At 72.2% G+C, this 18,475-nt stretch carries 19 protein-coding genes; 6 read left to right on the top strand and 13 right to left on the bottom strand.

Features of this window, described 5'->3' with window-relative positions:
• Positions 1–37 precede the first annotated feature (37 nt).
• Together ACFO60_RS05570 and ACFO60_RS05565 are read right to left on the bottom strand one after the other, a co-directional pair.
• Positions 38–3,121: an ATP-binding protein gene (locus ACFO60_RS05570; protein WP_380837782.1), complete on the bottom strand. Its 3,084-nt coding sequence runs from the start codon at positions 3,119–3,121 to the stop codon at positions 38–40.
• 182 nt (positions 3,122–3,303) lie between these two features.
• Positions 3,304–5,244: a hypothetical protein gene (locus ACFO60_RS05565; RefSeq protein ID WP_380837779.1), complete on the bottom strand. Its 1,941-nt coding sequence runs from the start codon at positions 5,242–5,244 to the stop codon at positions 3,304–3,306.
• 206 nt (positions 5,245–5,450) lie between these two features.
• On the opposite strand from ACFO60_RS05565, the gene ACFO60_RS05560 reads away from it, so the two are divergent.
• The 3 genes from ACFO60_RS05560 to ACFO60_RS05550 are packed head-to-tail and all read left to right on the top strand — an operon-like array spanning position 5,451 to position 7,896.
• The gene (locus ACFO60_RS05560) at positions 5,451–6,119 is read left to right on the top strand and encodes a hypothetical protein (protein WP_380837777.1); all 669 of its coding nucleotides are present in this window, start codon (positions 5,451–5,453) and stop codon (positions 6,117–6,119) included.
• Positions 6,119–6,862, top strand: a complete 744-nt coding sequence (locus ACFO60_RS05555) for a hypothetical protein (RefSeq protein ID WP_380837774.1) — start codon at positions 6,119–6,121, stop codon at positions 6,860–6,862. Before ACFO60_RS05560 ends, ACFO60_RS05555 begins: the two co-directional genes overlap by 1 nt.
• Positions 6,859–7,896 carry a hypothetical protein gene (locus ACFO60_RS05550; protein ID WP_380837772.1) on the top strand — a complete coding sequence of 346 codons (1,038 nt, stop codon included), beginning with the start codon at positions 6,859–6,861 and terminating at the stop codon, positions 7,894–7,896. Before ACFO60_RS05555 ends, ACFO60_RS05550 begins: the two co-directional genes overlap by 4 nt.
• On the opposite strand, the gene ACFO60_RS05545 is transcribed toward ACFO60_RS05550, so the two are convergent.
• A complete protein-coding gene (locus tag ACFO60_RS05545) occupies positions 7,860–9,218 on the bottom strand; it encodes a hypothetical protein (RefSeq protein ID WP_380837769.1) in 1,359 nt (452 codons plus the stop codon). The two genes, ACFO60_RS05550 and ACFO60_RS05545, sit on opposite strands and share 37 nt — an antisense overlap.
• A 282-nt stretch (positions 9,219–9,500) precedes the next feature.
• Here ACFO60_RS05545 and ACFO60_RS05540 point away from each other — a divergent pair, with 282 nt between their 5' ends.
• From ACFO60_RS05540 to ACFO60_RS05530, 3 genes are all read left to right on the top strand, one after another.
• Positions 9,501–10,232, top strand: coding sequence for a hypothetical protein (locus tag ACFO60_RS05540; RefSeq protein WP_380837767.1), 732 nt, complete (start codon positions 9,501–9,503; stop codon positions 10,230–10,232).
• Between the two features lie 95 nt (positions 10,233–10,327).
• Entirely contained in the window at positions 10,328–10,900 is a 573-nt protein-coding gene (locus ACFO60_RS05535; protein WP_380837765.1) for a hypothetical protein, read from the top strand.
• Between the two features lie 356 nt (positions 10,901–11,256).
• Positions 11,257–11,754, top strand: coding sequence for a hypothetical protein (locus ACFO60_RS05530; RefSeq protein ID WP_380837762.1), 498 nt, complete (start codon positions 11,257–11,259; stop codon positions 11,752–11,754).
• Here the strand turns inward: ACFO60_RS05530 and ACFO60_RS05525 are convergent.
• The 10 genes from ACFO60_RS05525 to ACFO60_RS05480 all read right to left on the bottom strand — a co-directional run bounded on the left by ACFO60_RS05525 (position 11,699) and on the right by ACFO60_RS05480 (position 18,188).
• The gene (locus tag ACFO60_RS05525) at positions 11,699–13,093 is read right to left on the bottom strand and encodes a hypothetical protein (protein WP_380837760.1); all 1,395 of its coding nucleotides are present in this window, start codon (positions 13,091–13,093) and stop codon (positions 11,699–11,701) included. The two genes, ACFO60_RS05530 and ACFO60_RS05525, sit on opposite strands and share 56 nt — an antisense overlap.
• Positions 13,094–13,326: 233 nt before the next feature.
• Positions 13,327–13,629, bottom strand: a complete 303-nt coding sequence (locus ACFO60_RS05520; RefSeq protein WP_380837757.1) for a DUF1416 domain-containing protein — start codon at positions 13,627–13,629, stop codon at positions 13,327–13,329.
• Positions 13,626–14,465, bottom strand: coding sequence for a sulfurtransferase (locus ACFO60_RS05515; protein ID WP_380837755.1), 840 nt, complete (start codon positions 14,463–14,465; stop codon positions 13,626–13,628). Before ACFO60_RS05515 ends, ACFO60_RS05520 begins: the two co-directional genes overlap by 4 nt.
• A gap of 14 nt (positions 14,466–14,479) precedes the next feature.
• On the bottom strand, positions 14,480–14,938 hold the full coding sequence (locus tag ACFO60_RS05510; RefSeq protein ID WP_465269873.1) for a DUF4395 domain-containing protein: 459 nt from the start codon (positions 14,936–14,938) through the stop codon (positions 14,480–14,482).
• A 39-nt stretch (positions 14,939–14,977) separates the two neighbouring features.
• A complete protein-coding gene (locus tag ACFO60_RS05505; protein WP_380838093.1) occupies positions 14,978–15,061 on the bottom strand; it encodes a putative leader peptide in 84 nt (27 codons plus the stop codon).
• Between the two features lie 32 nt (positions 15,062–15,093).
• On the bottom strand, positions 15,094–15,423 hold the full coding sequence (locus ACFO60_RS05500) for a TlpA family protein disulfide reductase (protein WP_380838091.1): 330 nt from the start codon (positions 15,421–15,423) through the stop codon (positions 15,094–15,096).
• Between the two features lie 304 nt (positions 15,424–15,727).
• The gene (locus tag ACFO60_RS05495; protein WP_380837753.1) at positions 15,728–16,531 is read right to left on the bottom strand and encodes an anti-sigma factor; all 804 of its coding nucleotides are present in this window, start codon (positions 16,529–16,531) and stop codon (positions 15,728–15,730) included.
• The gene (locus ACFO60_RS05490) at positions 16,528–17,040 is read right to left on the bottom strand and encodes a sigma-70 family RNA polymerase sigma factor (RefSeq protein ID WP_380837751.1); all 513 of its coding nucleotides are present in this window, start codon (positions 17,038–17,040) and stop codon (positions 16,528–16,530) included. Before ACFO60_RS05490 ends, ACFO60_RS05495 begins: the two co-directional genes overlap by 4 nt.
• A gap of 31 nt (positions 17,041–17,071) precedes the next feature.
• Complete coding sequence (locus ACFO60_RS05485; protein ID WP_380837748.1) at positions 17,072–17,749, bottom strand: LmeA family phospholipid-binding protein; 678 nt, start codon at positions 17,747–17,749, stop codon at positions 17,072–17,074.
• 181 nt (positions 17,750–17,930) lie between these two features.
• The gene (locus ACFO60_RS05480) at positions 17,931–18,188 is read right to left on the bottom strand and encodes a MoaD/ThiS family protein (protein WP_380837746.1); all 258 of its coding nucleotides are present in this window, start codon (positions 18,186–18,188) and stop codon (positions 17,931–17,933) included.
• Positions 18,189–18,475 lie beyond the last annotated feature (287 nt).

The raw sequence follows: 18,475 nt of genomic DNA, 5'->3' as shown, positions 1-18,475 counted from the left end.
CTCACGAGCGGCCAAAGCGCCCCTCCCGAGCGCCTCGTCAGTCCATGAAGGACAGCTCCGCATGGTTCTCGGCGCCGCCCTCGAACGGCAGGACGAAGCGCCGCGGCCAGGACAGGACGGTCTCCAGCCACGCGGCGCCCATGGTCTGGGCGATGTGCCGCACGCGGTCGCGGGGATCGAGGCCGATGGCGACGGTCGCGAAGTCCCGCTCGATGCCCTCGTGCTCGTCGTCGCCGAGCAGCACCCGCCAGGCCAGGGCGCGGTTGCGGTCCATCTCCATGGACAGCGGGTGGTGGCGCAGCGCCTTGGCGCGGTGGCCGAGCAGCTCGGTGCGGGCGGTGGCGTCGCCTCCCTCCGCCCCGTTCACGCCGAGGTGCGGGTACGGACGCCCGGCCGGGTCGGTGCCGAACAGGGCGTACTCCATCGCGGGCGCGGGACTGCGCAGGTTGGGCGCCGGACGGCCGTACGGGAAGAGCCTGTCGACCTCGTGCACCCACCGGACCTGCGGGATCACCCACGCGGCCCCCGGCCGCTCGCCGGCCCCGGAGGCGCCGTCCTGCGACGGGTCGAGCAGCCGGGCCGCCACCTCGGCGGCCTTCACCGTGAGCAGGGAGGGGTCGTAAAAGGTGCGCAGCGACCACGCCCGCCGGGCGACCGCCCGCTCGACGAGCGTCGCGAGCAGGCATTCGCGGCGCCGGGGCGGGAGCTCGGCCCAGATCTCGGCCAGAACACGCGGCACGCCCGGCAGGGGCCGGTCGGTCGCGAAGGCGAGCACCACGGTGTCGGTCCAGATGCGCAGCCACGCCCACTCGGGCGCGTCGGCGAGCAGGTCGGCCTCGCGCAGCTCGAACAGCGTGCACGCCGTGCCGCTGGTGCATTCGTGCCCGCACGCGGCGGACCTGCGGCCGTGGATCGGCGGGATGGGGCCGAGCACGGTGTGCTCGCGGTCCTCGCCGAGCGGCACCTGGATGCGCAGCGGGCGGTCCATGCCGTCGGCGAAGACGGCGGCGATGCCCGGCTGCAGCGACACGACCTGGCGCGACTGCTCCTCGCTGAGGTTGATCGCGGCGCCGACCAGCCTGCGGTCGTCCTCGGCGGGCAGCCGGTGCACGACCTTCAGAGCGGTGTTCTTGACCACGTCGGCGATGAGCTTGGTGGGGATCTGCTCGGCCACGACGATGCCCTCGCCGTACGCGCGGATCTCGGCCAGCATCCCGGCGAGCAGCTCGACCGCGTGGGTGCTCGCCCGCTGGGAGCCGCGGTCGCGCAGCAGCCGGTGGGCCTCCTCGATGACGATGACGTGCTGGAGGCCCTTGGACTTCTCCTTCCGGGCGCGCATGCGCAGATGCTCGACGATGCGGATGATCAGCGTGCCCATGAGGAACGCCTTGTCCTCGTCGTTGGCGACGTCCTCGATCGCGAACACGACGTTGCGCCGCAGCAGCCCGCCGATGTCGGCCGGGTGGCCGCCCTCGAAGAACCGGCCGGCCGAGCCGACGCGCAGGCTGCGCAGGCGCAGGCTGATGAAGCCCTCGACGTCGGCCTGCACCTCGTTGCCGTAGCCGATCTCCTGGATGACCTCCAGTGCCTGCGTCTGTAACTGAGCGAGCGTCGGCACGGCCGGCTGGACGGCGGCGCCGGGGATGCCGCCGCCGGTGACGACGTCCCAGCCGTTGGCCTCGTACACCCGCTGCAGGGCCAGCGACATGATCTGCGGGAACGGCTCCTCGGCGTCGAAGGCCGCCATGAACAGCGCGCGGACCATGTCGATGTGGGCCTGCACCGGGTAGCCAGGCTCGGGGGCGAGGGGGTTGACGCTGAACGGCACGGTGTCGGGCGCCGAGGGGTTGATCACGGTCAGCGGCGACAGGTGCTCGACGCGGCCGGCCATCGCCGCGTACTCGGACTTGGCCGGCTCGATGGCCAGCCACGGGATGCCGGCCTCGGTGAGCTGCTCGAGCAGGTGGCGGACGGTCTGCGACTTGCCCGAACCGGTGGCTCCGGTGACGAACGCGTGCCGGTTGAGCGTCGCCAGCGGCACCCGGAACGAGCCGACGGCGCGGTCCTGGCCGTCGATGATGGCGCCGAGGTCGACCACCGGCTCGCCGGTGTTGCGCACGTCGGCCTCGCTGGTCACGTCGAAGAACCCGGCGTCCAGGACGCGCACGCCGGGCACCTCGCGGCGGGGCAGCCCGGCCAGGGCGGCCAGGGCCCCGGCGGTGGCGGCGAACGGGGCCGCCGCCCCGTCGGCGGAGTCCTGCAGGGTGACGCCGAGCGCCTCGGCGAACCCGTACAGAGGCTCGCCGCTGGTGGAGCGGCCGAACCCGGCCAGGATGGGCAGTGACAGGGCGCTGCGCAGCCGGTAGGGGTGATGGCTCATCTCGACCGACCCGACGAGCACGGGGGCGATCTGCCGCAGCTCGTCGGGGCTCGCCGCGCCGGCCAGCACGCGGACGTTCCACAGCCCGGCCTCGCGGAAGGCGTCGAGCTCCTGCATGCGCCGCTCGGCCCGCTCGGCGTCGAACCTGCTGCGCTCGGAGGCGTCGCCGTACTGGCGCAGCACGTTGAGCTGGGTGCGCAGGTGGGCCACCTCGGCGTCGAGCAGATCGGTGGGCTCGGCCACCACCAGCCAGGCGAACGGGCGCGACATCAGGGTGACCAGCGTGGACTCGAACAGAGTCGGGCGCAGCAGGTCGTCGGGGCCGGGCTCCCTGCGGCCGTTGAGCGGCGGCGCCTGGCGGCCGGGGCAGGGCGTCCAGGCGAGGTCGGCCAGGTCGGCGAGCCAGTCGTCGCCGATCTCGACGCCTCGCGCGCCGCCGGGGAACAGCAGTGGCTGCGGGCCCTGGGGCGGTTCCTCGACGGTGGCGCTGGACGCGCGGCGTGGCGGGCGCGGCGGGGTCAGCGGGCCGGCGTTGGTGATCAGCTCGAGGGGCGCGCCCGACCCGCGCGACAGCCAGCCGATGACGAACGGCCGGTTGCGCTGGGCGGCGGAGAGCACGGCGGGCAGGACGGTGACGAAATCCCACTCTGCCGACGAGCTACGCGAGGGGGCGGTGATCGCCTGGATGCGATACCACGGACCACTCAGCGGGAACGGCGCGCTAGGCGCTGCGGAGGACACGCTTGCCTGCATATCAAGCTCGAATCCTTATCGCCACCGGCGTTTGCCAGGGGATTACCTCTTCCATGCATTCTTCCCCCGCGCGGCCGCCGCCCGTCGCCGCTCGCGGGACGAGCGGGGGTCACAGGCTACGCGCCCGGGCGGCAGCCCCGGCGGAGATCACCCGCTCCTTCCCGCGCGGCTCACGGGGTCCTTCTCCAGTCGAGCCGCTCGGGCGGCGGGCCGAGGTTGGGCGGGAAGGGATCGGCCTCGGGTGGAAGGTCGGGCTCCGCCGGGGTCAGCATGACCCGCCGGACCTCTTCGAACTCCCCCAGCGTGGTCTTGGGGAAGGTGAGGATGGCCGGGTTGGCGTCGGCCAGCCGCACCTGCCGTCCCTCGGCCGTCGCGTGCGTGACGATCACCGAGGTGGTCGGGAGCTGCTGGAGCTGGTGCGGCTCCACGAGGAACTCCCTGCTGCGGTGCAGGACGCGCTCCTCCCCCATCGCCTTGCTGGCCCGGCGGCCCCACTCGGTCGACTCGGTGATGCCCTCTTTGAGGTCCCCTTCGTCCTTGTCCTTCTCGGGCGCGGCGCGGCCGGCGCCCTCGCCGACCGTCGAGGTGTAGGAGCCGTTCAGTCCGTCCACGGTGGTGCCGATGGTCTCGGTGAGCTGTGCCAGCTCGAGGCGGTGCTCGGTGCCCATGTGCTCGCTGGCCACCCGGGCGTCCTCGGCGTTGCCCAGCCGCATGAACGCGACGGCGGCGTGGCCGCGGCCGAGACGCTCTCTGACCGTCGGGGTGAGCGAGCGGTAGGTGAGCACCAGGCCGGTCTGGGAGGTCTCGCAGGCGTCCATCAGCCGGTCGAGGACGTCGCCGCGCAGCTTGTCCGCGCCCGCGACGATGATCGTGTGGTACCAGGGGCGCTCGGAGGCCGGGGACTGCCGCAGGATGTGCGTCAGCGCGGTGGCGACGTAGGTGCCGAGCACGCGGTTGCCGAACACGCCGGCCTGGCGGTCCATGGAGACCACGCGCAGCCGCGCCGGCGGCAGCCGCACCGCCTCGGAGCCGAGCGTCTCGAGCTTGCGCAGCTGGGACTCAAGGGCCCAGGCGCGCTCGATGACCACGCGGTCGGTCACGCCGCGGCCGAACAGGGTGCCGATGCGTTCGAGCTGGGTGGCGGTGAGCAGCCCGAACCGCAGGTCGTCGCGCGGGTCGCCCACCTGGGCCAGGGCGCGGAGCGCGGCGGTGACCTGGTTGATCGTGGCGTTCTCGCCGAGCACCTCCAGCACCCGTTCGAGGATCGCGTTGTCGAAGCTCAGGTCGCGGGTGGTGCGGTGCTCCTCGCTGACGCTCACGACGTGCGCGAGCACGTCGGCGAACGCCTCGGGCGGCAGCGTCGCGCCGAGGTCGAGCCTCGGCAGGTCGGTCGGCAGCACCCACACCAGCGGGTCGTCGCCGCCGCGCCTGGCCAGCTCGATGAGGTCCTTGGCGATGGCGCCCTCGGACAGGTCGAGCACGGTGAGGTGGCCGCCGCTGTAGAGGCGCGTGGCGCCGAGCAGGGTGATCAGCGCCGACCAGCCGGGCAGGGTGCCGCCGGCCACGTCGATGCGGTCGATCTCGTCGGGCACGGCCACGGCGTACCAGGTGAGCTGCTTGTCGTACTGCTCCCTCTTCGCGGCCCACTCGCGGTAGCGGGCGGCGTGCTCCTCCTGGGCCAGGAACAGCTCGCGCTCGCGCTGTTCGCGCTGCTTGCCGGCCCGCGCCTCCTGCTCGCGGACGCGTGAGCGGAGGGCGCGCTCGCCCTGGTGGACGGCGTACGCGCAGATGGCGGCGATGCCCCCGGTGGCGACCAGGCCGATGACGACGAACGGCCAGCCCATGATCTCGCCGACGCCGAGGCCGAGGATGAGCACCGCCAGCAGCGCCATGAAGACGCCGACGATCTTCACGGGGCGGTTGAGCAGATCTTCCTGCAGGCGTTCCCTGCGGACCCAGGCCGGGTCGACGGTGACGGGCTCCGCGAGGGTCTCCGCCGGTGACGGGCGCTTGGGAGCCGGCCCGGGGTCGGGATACAGCATCGCGTACTGCCAGCCGAGGTAGATCCGGTCAGCCTGCAGCTGCGCATGCTCGGGGTGCACGTCCGCCACCGGACCTCCACCTGATCAAGGGTCGTGCCTGCCGGGAAGCTCGCCGGTGTGCTCGCGTGGCCCGCTCTCCGACTGTGACAGCGTATGAGCTGGGCACCGCATTCGGGCACGGTTCTCGCCATTCGGACCAGATTCCTCGCCCCTGCCCATGCACATTGGGACAAACGAGGCGGACGGGACAGAGCGAGCGATTACGATCGTGTGACATGACGTCGTCCCCCGTTCGTCGCGGCCGCCGTCGTCGACGCCCGGTCCTGGTGCCGGCCGCGGTGCTGCTCGCCGCCGCCGGCCTCGGAGCCACCGCCGCCCTCGGCGGCCTGCGACAGGCCCCCGCCCAGCCGCCCCCGCGGCGCGAGGCGGGCCAGGAGGTCGACCAGGACCTGTTCCGCACGAAGATCGAGAACGCGGTCGTACGGTCCGTGTCCGTCGACCCCGGCGATCCCTCCGCACCGAAGGAGCAGGTCCTGGAGCTGAGCCTGCGGGTCTACAACGCCGCCCTGACCAGCGTGCCGCTGGACTACCTCGAGCGGTCCCTCCTGCGGGTCGCGCCGCCTGAGGGCGACCCGCTGAAGGGTCCCCCGGGCGGCCGCGAATCCGGCACGTGGCGGTTCGGCGCCTCGGTGCCCGGCGAGGGCCTGCCCGGCAGGCTGCTCGCCCCCGAGCGGGCCTCCACGGTCGTGATGCGGTTCCACTCGAACGCCGGCGCCGGCGAACCGGCCCCCGCCTTCCCCGCGTCCCTGACCGTCGACCTCGGCCTCTACGAGAAGCACGAGGACGCCTTCACCGGACGCCACCGGACCGAACTGGTGGCGGGAGACGACCTCAAGCCCGTGGTCGCCGCGCGGGTCACCCTGCCCGTGCGCGAGGAGGCGTGATGGTCCAGCGGACCGTGGCGCCCCCGGAAGGCACGGCGCACGGGACGGCACGCCACGCCGCCGAGGAGCCCCTGCCGGCGTCGCGCGCGCGGCGAGCGGGCCGGCGCCTGGCCGGCGGGACGACCGCGCTGGTCATCGCGGCCGGCGCGGTGTACGCGCACATGTACGCCATGGACAAGGACGCCCTCGACGCCCCGCTGACCGTCCACGCGGGCGCCGGCGCGGCGGCCGACGCCGGGCGGTTCGGCGTGCGGCTCGAACGCGTCGTGGCCACCCGGACGATCCGGCTGGCGACGCCGTCGGGCGACCCGGGCACCGGCACCGAGACGATCAAGGAGACCGGGCACGTGGGCACCCAGGACGTCTTCGTGGTCGCCACGGTCAAGGCCACCTCGGCCGGCGACCCGCTCTGGCTGAAGGACGCCCGGCTGCACACCCGCGACGGGCTGGACTATTCGGTCAGCGACCGGGTCTACGGCATCTACCGGCGTGCCGACCACCCCGTCCAGCACGGCTGGTGGTCCGAGCTCGACTACGTCTTCGAGGTGCCGAAGGACGCGCTGCCCGGCGCGACCATCGTGGTGACCGCGCCCTCGACCAACGGCGTCTACGACGGCATCTATCCCGGCCGCTACGACCAACTTCTCCCGGAGGCCTCCCTGTCCCTCACCGCCGACGACGCCGCCACCCGGCGGTTGCTCGACGACATGCCCGCCTCCGTGCGGCTGACGGCGCGGCCGTGAGCCGCGACCACGGGCGCGACCAGGCGCCCGAGCCGGAGGAGGAGCACTTCGACGCCTTCGCGCCGAACCCTCGCAACAGCCCGTCCCCGGACGGCGGATCGGTCACCTCGACCGGGTCATGGGAGGCGTTCCCCACCACCTTCCCGATCCCGGTCGTCACACCGGACGACCCGCCCTCGGCGCCACTGCCGCGCCGCACGCCCGGGAAAGCGCCGCATCCGGGCAGGAGCGCCACGAATCCGGCAGGGGCCGTACCAGGGGCGGGACCGGAGGCGGCGGACGCGACGTCCGGCGCCTCGATGTTCGTGCCCGGCTCGGCGCCCCACCCCGCGCGGACCGCGCCCGGCTCGACGTCCGGCACCTCGATGTTCGTGCCCGGCTCGGCGCTCGGCCCCGAGGGGGGCGCGCCCGGGACGGGGCCCGGATCCGCGCCGGTCGTCTCCGCGGCCGGCGGGCAGGAGGCCGCCGAGGCCGCGCCCGGCTCCCGCGAGAGCACCCGGCGATCCTCGGCGCCCCCGCAGCGCCGGGAGCGCCCGCGGCGCGGCGGGCTCGTCCGGGCGCTGCGCGGGGCCGGACTGCTGGTCGCGGCGGCCGGCGTGGTCGCCGCCACGATCGGCGTGCAGTGGTGGGACAAGTCGGCCTGGGTGGCCGACCGGTACCCGGCCACGGTGGTCACGGACGTCACGAGCGGCCAGGAGGCGACGATGCGCGGCGTGCGCTGGAAGGCCGCCGTGACCGGCGGCCCCGCGGTGCCCGGGCAGGACCCCGGGACCGCGTCCCTGGTCGTGGACGTGCAGGTGACGCCCACCTCCACCGCGGAGATCCAGCGCTCCTTCCCGCCCCGCTTCACCATGCGCGACCGGGCGGGGCACGTGTGGCTGGCCGACGCCGAGGAGACGCCGATCCGCTCGGACCTGAAGGTCGGGCAGCCGGTGCGCATGAAGGTCGTCGCCGTCGTGCCCGAGCGGCTCAGGGACACCGCAGAGTTCGTGCTGAGCTACTCCGAACGCGAGACGCTGCGCTTCGCCCGCTGACGGGTCGCCGCGATGTCGAAGGCGGCGGCGAACAGGCACAGGGTCAGCGTGGTGAAGACCAGGTCGCGGCCGAAGCGCACCGGGATCTGGTACACCAGCCAGTCGAGCTGCCGGTGCGCCGTGCCGATCAGGTAGTAGGCGCCGCGCTCGGCGTAGTCCATGGCCACGCCGAGCAGCACGTAGCACAGGCACACGAGGGTGAACAGCGGAGCGCCGCCCCGCAGGGTCGCCCGCAGCGCGCCCAGCACGGGCGGCCACCGGTCCAGGCCGGACCGCGCGGCGAACAGGCTCGCGCCCCGCCGGGTGAGCCGGTGGGCGCGCCGCCCCGCCTTCGTGACGGTCTCCTCCAGCCCGGTGCCCTTGACCACGTCCCGCCCGCTCTCCGTGTACGCCCCGTAGACCAGGATGACGAGCGTCAGCAAGGTGAGCGGCACGAGAATCGCGCCGCCGATGTGCGGGCGCAGCCCGGCGAGCCGTTCCATCGCCGCGGGGAAGCCGGGCACCGCCTGTTCCAGCGCGGCCCAGCGTTCGTTCCACCAGGTCACCGCCGCGCGCCGGCTCAGCCACTCCGACCGCTCGCCGACCAGGGCCACGACGAGCACGGCGCCGTAGAAGGTGTACGCCAGCTCGGAGAAGGCGACGCCGAAGGCGAGCCGCGGCCCGCCTCGCCGGTCGTGGAGGGCCGACAGGACGTACCGCAGCACGATCGCCAGGCCGGTGAAGACCAGAGCCACCCTGACGTCGAGCAGAAGGTCGGTGCCGGCGTCGGGCGGCACCGGCGGCGCCGGCGGCTTCCCGGTCGCCGCGCCGAGGGCGTTCTCGATGCCCGCGGCCACGTAGCGGTCGTACTGCTCGGCGTAGCGTTCCATGTCGGCGTCCGCGAACCGCCGCCAGTCCGTGACGTGCCATCCCCAGGCGAGGTAGATGGCGACGTAGGCGATGATGGCGCGGCCGAGCGCGGTGAACAGCGGCTCGGGCTCCTCGCCCTCCGCGCGCCTGGCGGCGGTCTCGGTCAGCGCCCCGCGCACGGCGTGCAGCATGCCGACGGTCACGACCATGCCGAGCATGACCATGACGATGAAGAGGAACATGGTGCCGGCCAGCCGCCACTCGCGGAACGAGCCGTGCGAGAATTCCGAGCCCGCCACCAGCAGGCCGAACCGTCCCAGCTCGCCGGCGCCGAACCACAGCACCAGCGGCGCCAGGCAGCGGACCCACAGCGCGAGCGCGTGCAGAGGCAGCCCGTACGGAGAGCGCCGCCACCATCGGATGGCGCCGGACACGGGCCGTGACCCAGCCCCCAAGGTCAACGAATCGGACATCCTGGGCATGCTATCCACGGCATCACCCCTCGCGCAGGGCATCACCACAATGCGGCGCCAGAGCGACGGGCCCTGTCGCCCGCCGAGATCACCGTGCGAGGAGGGCAGGCCGGGAGGGTGCCCCAGCCCGCATCCGCGTTCCGGCCGCGGCGAACGCGAGCCGTGGCGGAACGATCACCCTCCGGCGATTTGCCGCTTATGTGACCATCTACAGGTGTCTGGTGTGTATCTATGGGGTGAAGGAGACGGCAGAGGATCACGTACCGGCTACCATCCTTTGCCATGACGTCCACCCCTCCTCGCGGCGCCAGGCGCAGACGGCCGGTCCTCATCCCGGTCGTCGTCGTCCTGGCCGCCGCGACCGTGGGAGTGAGCGCCGCCCTCGGCGGCCTGGAGCAAGCCCCCAAGAGGCCACCGGAGCAGCTCGGCAAGGGCGCCGAGGTCGACCAGGGCCAGATGCGCACGGTCTTCGAGGACGCCGTTGTCCGCTCCGGCGCCAAGTACGAGATGGGCGCTCCCAGCAAGCGCTACCTCCAGATCGTCCTGAAGGTCACCAACCAGTCGGACCGCACCATCGAGGCCCAGACGATGGACACGGCGCTTCCGACCGTGCGCGCCGACGCCACGACGATCAAGCCGTCGTCGGAGCCCGGCGACTCGGGGCCCTACATCAGGTCGATCTCCAAGGACCACCCGTACTCGCAACTGCAGCCGGGCGTGCCGACGACCGTGATCCTGTCCTTCGAGATGAAACCGGGCGACCCGGTTCCCAAGAAGGTGCGCATCGACGCGGCGACCTACGAATGGCACCGGGACTTCTTCACCCAGAAGCACTACTGGCAGAGGGTCCTTGAGGACCCTCCGGCCACCCCGGCGCCCAAGAAGACCCCCACGCCGACTCCGTCGTCCACCGGCACCGAGCCCCCGCGGCTCGGCCTGGCGCAGCCGCAGACCCAGCAGCTCGCCGTGGTGTCCGCGCAGGTCGACCTCCCGGTCCGAGTGGAGACCTCGTGATGGCCCTCTCGTCCGACCTCGTGCCTCACCCGGCTTCGGCGCCGTCGCCCCGGCCCGGGCCGCGAGGCCCCCGCCCGCCCGCATGGCGCCGCGTCATGGCCGCCGTGATCGGCATCGCGCTGGCGATCGGCGCCGTCTGCCTGCAGACCTTCGTGATGACCGCGGACGAGAAGGCGGCGCCGCTGACCGTGTCGGGCGGCAAGGGCGAGATTCTGGCGAGCGACCACTTCTCCGCCCGGCTGGAGCAGATCGAGTTCGCCCGCTCGGTGCGGGTGAAGCGCACCTACACCACCGACGAGGTGGCGACCGACCAGATCTTCCTCGTCGTCAAGGTGGGCGCCACCACCCCCCGGCGGCCGATCAAGCTCGTTCCCTACCTGGTCACCGCGGACGGCCTGCGCTTCAATGCGACCGACAAGATCAACGAGACGGCGACGCTCACCGACAAGTGGATCCAGACGGGGTGGTGGCGCTCAGGGCTCTGCTTCTTCGAGATCCCGCCCGGCAAGGTCGCCGGCGCGCGGGTGGTGGTGACCGAGCAACAGGTCAACTCCCTCTACGATGATCAGTACCTGCCCGAAGTGTCCCTCGACCTCGGCCTGGACCAGGCACGGGCCCGCGAGGCGATGAACGCCGCCAAGGACGTCTACGAAGCGAGCGGCAGATGAGCCCTCAGAACCCCAACGACACCGGCGTCTGGACGCCTCCCGCCGCCGAGCCGTCCTGGTTCAAGCCCGCTCCCCGTCTCCCCCGCCCCGACACTCGGGTCTGGCCGCCCCCGGAACCGGAACCGGAGGAACCCAAAGGTTCCTCGACGGTGCCGATGCCCGCCGTGGGCGGCGGGCCGGCCCCCGTCCGCCGGGCGTGGCCGCCACCCGGCACCCCGGCTCCGGCCACACCACCGGCTACGCCGCCGTCCGCCATTCCTGCCGGTCTCCCGGCCGAGCCACCGGCCGGCCCCGCTGCCGCCGCGCATCCGCCGGCGGCTTCCGCCCAGGGCCCCCGCCGGCGGATGCCCAGGCCGGTGAAGATCGGCCTACAACTCCTCGGCGCGCTCGCGCTCTCCGCCGCGCTTCTCGGCGTGCAGGGCTACGACGCGATGGCCCGGTTCGAGCGGGACACCCCTCGGGCCGAGGTGCGCCAGGTCCCGAAGGGACAGGCCGCGGAGCTGGGAGACGCCCGATGGCGGCTGCTGAAGATCGAGCGCATGGCGAAGCAGCCGGAGAACCTCGCCCCCGGCACCGTCATGGTGCAGATCGACCTCGAAGGCACCCCTCTGAACGAGAAAGGCGTCTTCTACACCACCACGCCGCCGTACTACTACATGGGTGACTCCTCGGGCCGCACCTGGATGGCGCTCACGTGGAAGGCGCCGGAGAAGCTCACCCCGGGCACGCCGGCCCGCTTCACCCTGATCAGCTCGGTGCCGAAGGACGTGGCCGGCCAGGTCGAGCTGCTGCTGTGGCCTAACGAGTACTTTGGAGTGCGGGAGCAGGGGCCTGCTCTGCGCTTCGACCGCTGAGGGCCGCGGCGGCCCGGCGCCGCCGCTCGGCGCCGGCGGCGATGTCGAACGTCGCCGCCAGCAGGCAGGTCGTCAGCACGGTGAGCGCCAGGCCGATGACGAAGTTCGCCGGCACGAACAGCACGTTCAGGTACAGCATCGGGTGGTCGCCGCTGAGAAGGTAGGCGGCTCCGCGCCACGCGTAGTCGGCGCCCACCTGGAGGCCGACGAAGCACAACGCGAAGTACCCGAACAGCGGCGCCCCGCCCCGGGCCGTCAGGCGCACGGTGTGCACCAGCGGCACCCAGGCGGCCCACCGGCCGAGGAAGCGGGCGAAGGTGCGGCGCGTCAGCGAATGCGTGCGCTCGTTGAGCGCCGTCCCCACCTGGGTCGCCACGCCCTCCAGCCGGGTGCCCTTGATCACCGTGTTGGCGTCCTCGGCGTAGGCGCCGTACATGAGGATGGCGACCGTCAGCCAGACGGCGGGCAGCACCAGCGCGCTCCACGCGTACGGCTTGACGGCGTTCGCCAGCTCTCCGAGAGCCGCCAGGGCCGGAATGCTCACCTGCAGCCGGTCGAGCAGGTCGCCCAGCCAGGACCAGGCGACCCGGCTCCCCAGCCAGCCGCCCACCCACTCGCCCCGCGAAGCGACGACCTGCACGCCGTAGTAGAAGAAGGACAGCTCGCAGAACGCCACGGCGAGCGCCGCCGCGCGGCCCTGGTTCCGCTCGTACCAGATGGTGAAGAGGTAACGGCCCAGGAAGGCCGCGCCCATGATGCAGAGCGTCACGGTGAAGTTCAGCCCGGTGAGGATCAGCCCGGTGTTCAGGCGCGCCCCGGTCGTCGCGTCATAGAAGGCGCCCAACGCCCCGTTGTCGTCCGTCTGGCGCTGCAGGTCCATGTTGAGGAAGGCGCGGACGTCGTCGATCTGCCATCCCCAGGCCAGGTACAGCGCGACGAAGGGGACGATGACCCTGCTCAGGCTCGCGACGAACCCGTCGTCCTCATCACCGTCGGCCCGCCTGGCCCGCATCTCCCACAACGACCCGCGCAGCGCGTAGAACATGCCCACGCTGACGACCAGGCCGGCCATGACCATGAGGATGAACACCAGCATGGTCAGCGCCAGGCGCAGATCCTGCATCGAGCCGTGGGCCAGCTCGGTGCCGCCGACCATCAGGCCGAACCGCACCAGCTCTCCGGCCGAGTACCACATGACCAGCGGCAGGATGCACCGCCCGGCCAGCCGCAGGGTGTGCAGGGGAAGCGCGTACAGCGACGGCGTCGACGGGCGCGCCTTCGACGCCGCCCGGCCGGGCGCAGGGCGAGAAGGGGCTGCCACAGCCGAGGAATCAGACATCCGGCACATGTTATCGATCAGACGGCGCCGCTCGCAGCCTGTACCCAACAACGGCAACCCCGCGCGATCATGCGCGGCCTGGAGCGCCGGGGGCATCGGCGGACGAGCGGAAAGCGGGCCGGAAAGCGGGCCGGGACGCGGAGCCCCGGGCCGCCTCATCCGCGCGGGCGCCCACGCCAGAGGGCCGGCGTCCCCGTGTCGGGGATGCCGGCCCTGTGGTCGGGTGAGATCGGTCAGATGGTGACCTGGAGCTGGGAGACCTCGCCGAGGTGGGCCTCCACTGCGACGTCCTTGGTGACGCCGCCGCCCGCGATGATGCGGACGGTCCAGGTGCCGGGCGCGGCGAAGAAGCGGAAGATGCCCTCGTCGGACACGACCACCTCGCCGGTGAACTCGCCGGAGTGGTCCAGCAGGCGGGCGTAGGCCGGCCCGCTGCTGGTGACGACACCCTGGATGACGGCCTGCGTCGACAGGTCGATGCCCGCCGGCAGGGCGATGGTCTGTTCGGGTGCGGCGCACCCCTGGATGGTGGTCATCGGGCCTCCCCAAGCTCGATCGGCACGCCCACGAGCGAGCCGTATTCGGTCCATGAACCGTCGTAGTTCTTCACGTTCGGCTGGCCGAGGATCTCGTGCAGCACGAACCAGGTGTGCGCGGAACGCTCACCGATGCGGCAGTAGGCGATCGTGTCCTTGTCGAGGTCGACGCCGGCCTCGGAGTAGAGCGTGCGCAGCTCGTCGTCGGAACGGAAGGTGCCGTCGTCGTTGGCGGCCTTGGACCACGGGATGTTGCGCGCGGTCGGGATGTGGCCGGCGCGCTGCGCCTGCTCCTGCGGCAGGTGGGCGGGCGCGAGCAGCTTGCCGGTGAACTCGTCGGGCGAACGGACGTCGACCAGGTTCAGCTTGCCGATCGCGGCGACGACGTCGTCGCGGAAGGCGCGCAGCGTGAGGTCCTGGTCCTTGGCGGTGTACTGCGTGTGCGGACGCGCGGGCACGTCCTTGACCAGCTCGCGGGAGTCGAGCTCCCACTTCTTGCGGCCGCCGTCGAGCAGGCGGACGTTGTCGTGGCCGTAGAGCTTGAAGTACCAGTACGCGTAGGAGGCGAACCAGTTGTTGTTGCCACCGTAGAGGACCACGGTGTCGTCGTTGCCGATGCCCCGAGCCGACAGAAGGGCCTGGAAGCCCTCACGGTCCACGAAGTCGCGGCGGACCGGGTCCTGCAGGTCGTTCTTCCAGTCGATCTTCACGGCGCCACGGATGTGGCCCTTGTCATAGGCGCTGGCGTCCTCGTCGACTTCGACGAGAACGACACCAGGAGTGTCGAGGTTGGCCTCGACCCAGTCGGCGTCCACCAGTACGGCGGAACGGCTCATTGGAAACCTCCCGTTTATCGGGTTGCGGCGGGCATTAGACGGCGGATGATCAGGTACATCTCGCAGCCCAGGCAGAAGCCGAAGGCCGCGTTGAGGAAGGCGGCGAGCAGGGCCGCGGCGGTGGCGCCGAGCCCGAGCGCCGGGATCTGCGCGGCGAACCCCGCCACCCCGACGAGCGCGAACACCAGCCCGACCCCCTGTGCGAAGCGGGGCGGGGCGGGGTCTTCCAGCTCCGCCGGCGGACCGAGCCTCGGCCGCACCAACCGTCTGAAGAACAGCCCGTACGGCGACGCTCCGGCGAGGCCGAGGGCGAAGACCACACCCTGGGCGAGCAGCAGCCAGACGTTGCCGGTGGTCAGGACCAGCGCCAATACGACCGTCGTGACGGCCGCGGTGAACCGCGTGCTTCTGGGATCGACCTGCATGGCGAGATGCTCCTGAAGGATCGTGCCGGAGACGCTAAGATCGGGCACTGTTCAGATCGGCGCGGCCGGGGCCGCGGGGATCGCCTCTCAGGCCATGCGACAGAGCGCGGTGGCGACGCGGCAGAAGTCAACCGCGCGCCGCTTCGTCAGCAGCTCTGTCGAGGGATTCATGTCCACGACAGTACCCGCCGTCTCGACATCTGTCACGTCGCGTCCGGTTCATGAGACGCGGCGAAACCGAGGGCCGCGATCACGTCGGCCTTCCTGGGCTGGCCCGACGCCTTCTTGACCACCCTGCCCTCGTGGTCCAGGACGAGCACCGTCGGGGTGCGCAGGACGTCGAAGCGGCGCACCAGGTCCAGGCGGGACTCGGCGTCGATCTCGACGTGCCGCACCCCGGGCACCATGCCGGAGACCTCGGACAGCACGCGCCGGGTCGCACGGCAGGGCTGGCAGAAGGCACTGGAGAACTGCACGAGCGTGGCGCGTTCGCCCAGCTCGGAGCCGAGATCGCCGGCCGCCACCACGTCCATGTCGCTCCTTGAGGCGCGCACGGCGCCGCCGCGCCGCCGCATCGTCACCCCGATGATGACCCCGGCGGCGAGCGTCGCGCAAAGCACCAGCAGACCTGTCATCGACTCCGACAACATCGGCCCTCCGCGGGCCATTCCCCGCCGGAGGCGCCGTCCGCGTCGCGGACTTCCCGCCCGGGCGAGCGGCGGCCGGCGCGCGGACGATCAGGGGTGGCGCCGTGGACCGCGGCAGGGGGCGGAGGCGGTCCCGGCCGGGGTGCCCCGGCCTCCGGCAGGGGGCGCCACCCCGGCTCGGAGACGGGCGCTAAGGAACCGACAGCAGCCGTTTCCCGCTGGACTCGCGGATCTCGAAGCCCCGGATGCGGTCCATCGTCAGCTCGGTGTGCCCGGTGAACGTGGCCGGCCCGCCCTGGTAGTCGGCCTGGCCGATCGTCCAGCTGCCCGCCGGGGACACGGTGCCGTCGGACCCGAGAGCGCTGACCCGGCACGAGGTGCCGTCGGGCACGCCGGTGATGGACACCTCGACCGTCGTCCCCTCGCTGCCCGGGATCATGAGGATCTTCGCGTGCACCGTGCCCGTGCCGCCTTCCATGGGAACGCCGGCGCGCGCGTTCGGCGTCCCGGGGGCGTCCTTGATCATGGGCTGCTGCGACCCGGAGGGAACGGGCGTGGCGGCGAACATCCGGGCGTCGCCGGAGTCCTGGGACCCGCGCTTCGCGGCCTCCCCGCTCTGGGCGGCCACGACCGGGGCGCCGGCGGCGGTGGAGGACTCGCCGCGCGGCTCGGTGACGACGAACCAGGCCGTGCCTCCCACGACGAGCGCGACCAGCGACGCCGCCAGGCCGAGCAGCAGCCTGTGCGCGCGGCGCCGGCGGGCGGAGGCGGCGATCAGGCGGTCCAGGACGGCCTGCGGCGGGCTCGCCGCCTGCTCGATGTCCTCCTCCGAGACGCCGGCGAGCATCGCCGTGATGCCGCTGAGCTCCTCGAACTCGGCACGGCACTCGGGGCAGGTGGCCAGGTGGGCCTCGACCAGCACGGCCTCGTCCGGGTCCAGCGCGCCCAGCATGTGCGCGCCGAGCGACATCCTCACGTCCTCACAGGCGCTCATGGCGCGAGCCCCCGTTCTTCCAGCGCGAGCTTCAGCGCGCGCAGCGCGTAATACGTGCGGGACTTCACCGTGCCCGGCGGGATGCCCAGCGCTTCGGCGGCCTCCTTGACCGACCGTCCCCGGTAGTAGGTCTCGAGCAGCACCTCCCGGTGCTCGGCCCGCAGGGTCGCGATCGCGTCGGCGACGCCCCAGGACTCCACCGCCCGCTCGAGCTCGTCGTCGGCGGGCAGGACCGCGAGGGCCTCGTCGCCGGTCTCCTGGGGGCGGGACCTGCGGGCGCGGGCGTGGTCGACGACCAGGTTGCGGGCGACCGTGAACAGCCACGCCCGGACAGGGCGGTCGGTCAGCACGTCAGGGTGCTTCCATGCCCGCAACAACGTCTCCTGTACCACGTCCTCCGCCTTGCCCGGATCGCCCGTCAGCCGCAACACGTAACCGTAGAGTGACCCGGCGTGCTCGTCGAAAAGTGTTCGAATAAGCTGCTCGTCGGCGGTTCCGGCGGGACTCACATCCTCTTGACGTACGGCGGCCCGCTCCGGTTCAGCCACGCAGCGGCACGTCCGTCGCCGTGCCCTCGACCGCCAGACCCTCGGGCGTGGAACGCACCTTCTCGATCTTGAGGTTGAGCGGCAGGTTCTTGATGGGCACGGTGAAGCTCAGCAAGCGGGTGGCGTTCGGCACCTGGATGCCGTTGACGTTCTCGGGAGTGAGCCGCACACCACCCTGGACGACCTCGATCTTCATCTTGGCCGTGACGGGGATGACGATGCCGGCGACGGTGATCTTGCCGGTGACCTGGAGGCTGTCGTCGCCGTTGCCCGACACGCGCAGCCCGCGCGGCGCCCGGGCGTCCAGGGTCTGCCGGGCGATCACCACGGTGCCGGTGACCTTGTCGGCGGTCACGCTCGCCGCGGCCGTGTTCTGGATCAGGTCCATCAGGGGCGCGCGGACGCCGTGCAGGACGGCGTCGATGCGCGAGATCTGGGCGCCGTCGGGCAGGGTCATCTTCCCGATCGAGACGGTGACCTCCTCGTACCGGCCGGCGACCGCCTGGGTGAGGAAGGGGATGCCCTTCACCTTGACCGCGGGAGGCCGGGCGAGGTCGTACTGGGCCGCCACCTGGCGGGCCACCTCGCTCTCGACCCCGGCCACGGCGACCCGGTCGAGCACGGCCAGCAGGACGCCCAGCAGGATGAGGAAGACGATCAGTTTGCGCATCCGGCTCCTTCGGGGGTCAGCCTGCACCAGGGTATCCGCGCGCCGCCCTCTTTCCCCCGCCGTTCCCGGCGAAACGGACGCCGGGCCGCGGAACGGCTCACCGCCCGCCGGAGGCGATGGTGACGCTTGGTCACCACGGCGGCGGCCATCCGCGCGCGAACCTCGGAAACGGGCCGGACGCTCACCCGCCCGCGAACGGCGGCAGGACCTCCACGGTGGCGTCGTCGGGAAGCTCGACCGTGTGCGGGTCGCGGGTGCCGGCGGGAGCGCCGTCGACGAGGAACGACGAGCGGCTCAACACCCGCGCCAGGTGTGGATTTTCATATTTTGATGTGATTTGCACCACTAGGTCGCCAAGCGTCACCGCGTCGAACGGTTCCTCCGCCACCCCCGCGGCCTCCTTCGCCGCGGCCCAGTAGCGCACGATTCCTTTTGCCATCGGGCCCTCTCCCCTGCTCACAGCTCAACACCGCTCACGCTTCGCTCACTCACCGCAAGGGAATGGTTACGGTTATTTCCCGCGTGATGGTTCGTTCACCAGATGGGCCGCCCTATGGACGCCCCTTTCCCGTGGGCTATCCTCACGTACTGACGGGACCTGGGCGACGTAGCCCCCGGGTCCTTTACGTGTTTGTACGGCTGCCGCCGTTACAACGCGGGGAGGAGGCCGATGCGGTGAGTGAGCGCAACCGTGCCGCCTCGCCCCGATCAGCCTCTGGACTAGGA

This window comes from Sphaerisporangium dianthi (genome assembly GCF_042654065.1).
Taxonomy (GTDB): Bacteria; Actinomycetota; Actinomycetes; order Streptosporangiales; family Streptosporangiaceae; genus Sphaerisporangium; species Sphaerisporangium dianthi.
Note: the sequence above shows the minus strand (reverse complement) of the source record. Positions and strands in the feature narration are given on the sequence as shown.

Bases quoted from the DNA above. Each gene is read 5' to 3' on its own strand.
- ACFO60_RS05560 (WP_380837777.1), top strand. From the start codon at position 5,451: ATGACGTCGTCCCCCGTTCGTCGCGGCCGCCGTCGTCGACGCCCGGTC.
- ACFO60_RS05480 (WP_380837746.1), bottom strand. From the start codon at position 18,188: ATGGCAAAAGGAATCGTGCGCTACTGGGCCGCGGCGAAGGAGGCCGCG.
- ACFO60_RS05495 (WP_380837753.1), bottom strand. From the start codon at position 16,531: ATGAGCGCCTGTGAGGACGTGAGGATGTCGCTCGGCGCGCACATGCTG.
- ACFO60_RS05505 (WP_380838093.1), bottom strand. From the start codon at position 15,061: ATGAATCCCTCGACAGAGCTGCTGACGAAGCGGCGCGCGGTTGACTTC.
- ACFO60_RS05500 (WP_380838091.1), bottom strand. From the start codon at position 15,423: ATGGACGTGGTGGCGGCCGGCGATCTCGGCTCCGAGCTGGGCGAACGC.
- ACFO60_RS05555 (WP_380837774.1), top strand. From the start codon at position 6,119: ATGGTCCAGCGGACCGTGGCGCCCCCGGAAGGCACGGCGCACGGGACG.
- ACFO60_RS05515 (WP_380837755.1), bottom strand. From the start codon at position 14,465: ATGAGCCGTTCCGCCGTACTGGTGGACGCCGACTGGGTCGAGGCCAAC.
- ACFO60_RS05540 (WP_380837767.1), top strand. From the start codon at position 9,501: ATGACGTCCACCCCTCCTCGCGGCGCCAGGCGCAGACGGCCGGTCCTC.
- ACFO60_RS05535 (WP_380837765.1), top strand. From the start codon at position 10,328: ATGGCCGCCGTGATCGGCATCGCGCTGGCGATCGGCGCCGTCTGCCTG.
- ACFO60_RS05545 (WP_380837769.1), bottom strand. From the start codon at position 9,218: ATGTCCGATTCGTTGACCTTGGGGGCTGGGTCACGGCCCGTGTCCGGC.
- ACFO60_RS05520 (WP_380837757.1), bottom strand. From the start codon at position 13,629: ATGACCACCATCCAGGGGTGCGCCGCACCCGAACAGACCATCGCCCTG.
- ACFO60_RS05525 (WP_380837760.1), bottom strand. From the start codon at position 13,093: ATGTCTGATTCCTCGGCTGTGGCAGCCCCTTCTCGCCCTGCGCCCGGC.
- ACFO60_RS05485 (WP_380837748.1), bottom strand. From the start codon at position 17,749: ATGCGCAAACTGATCGTCTTCCTCATCCTGCTGGGCGTCCTGCTGGCC.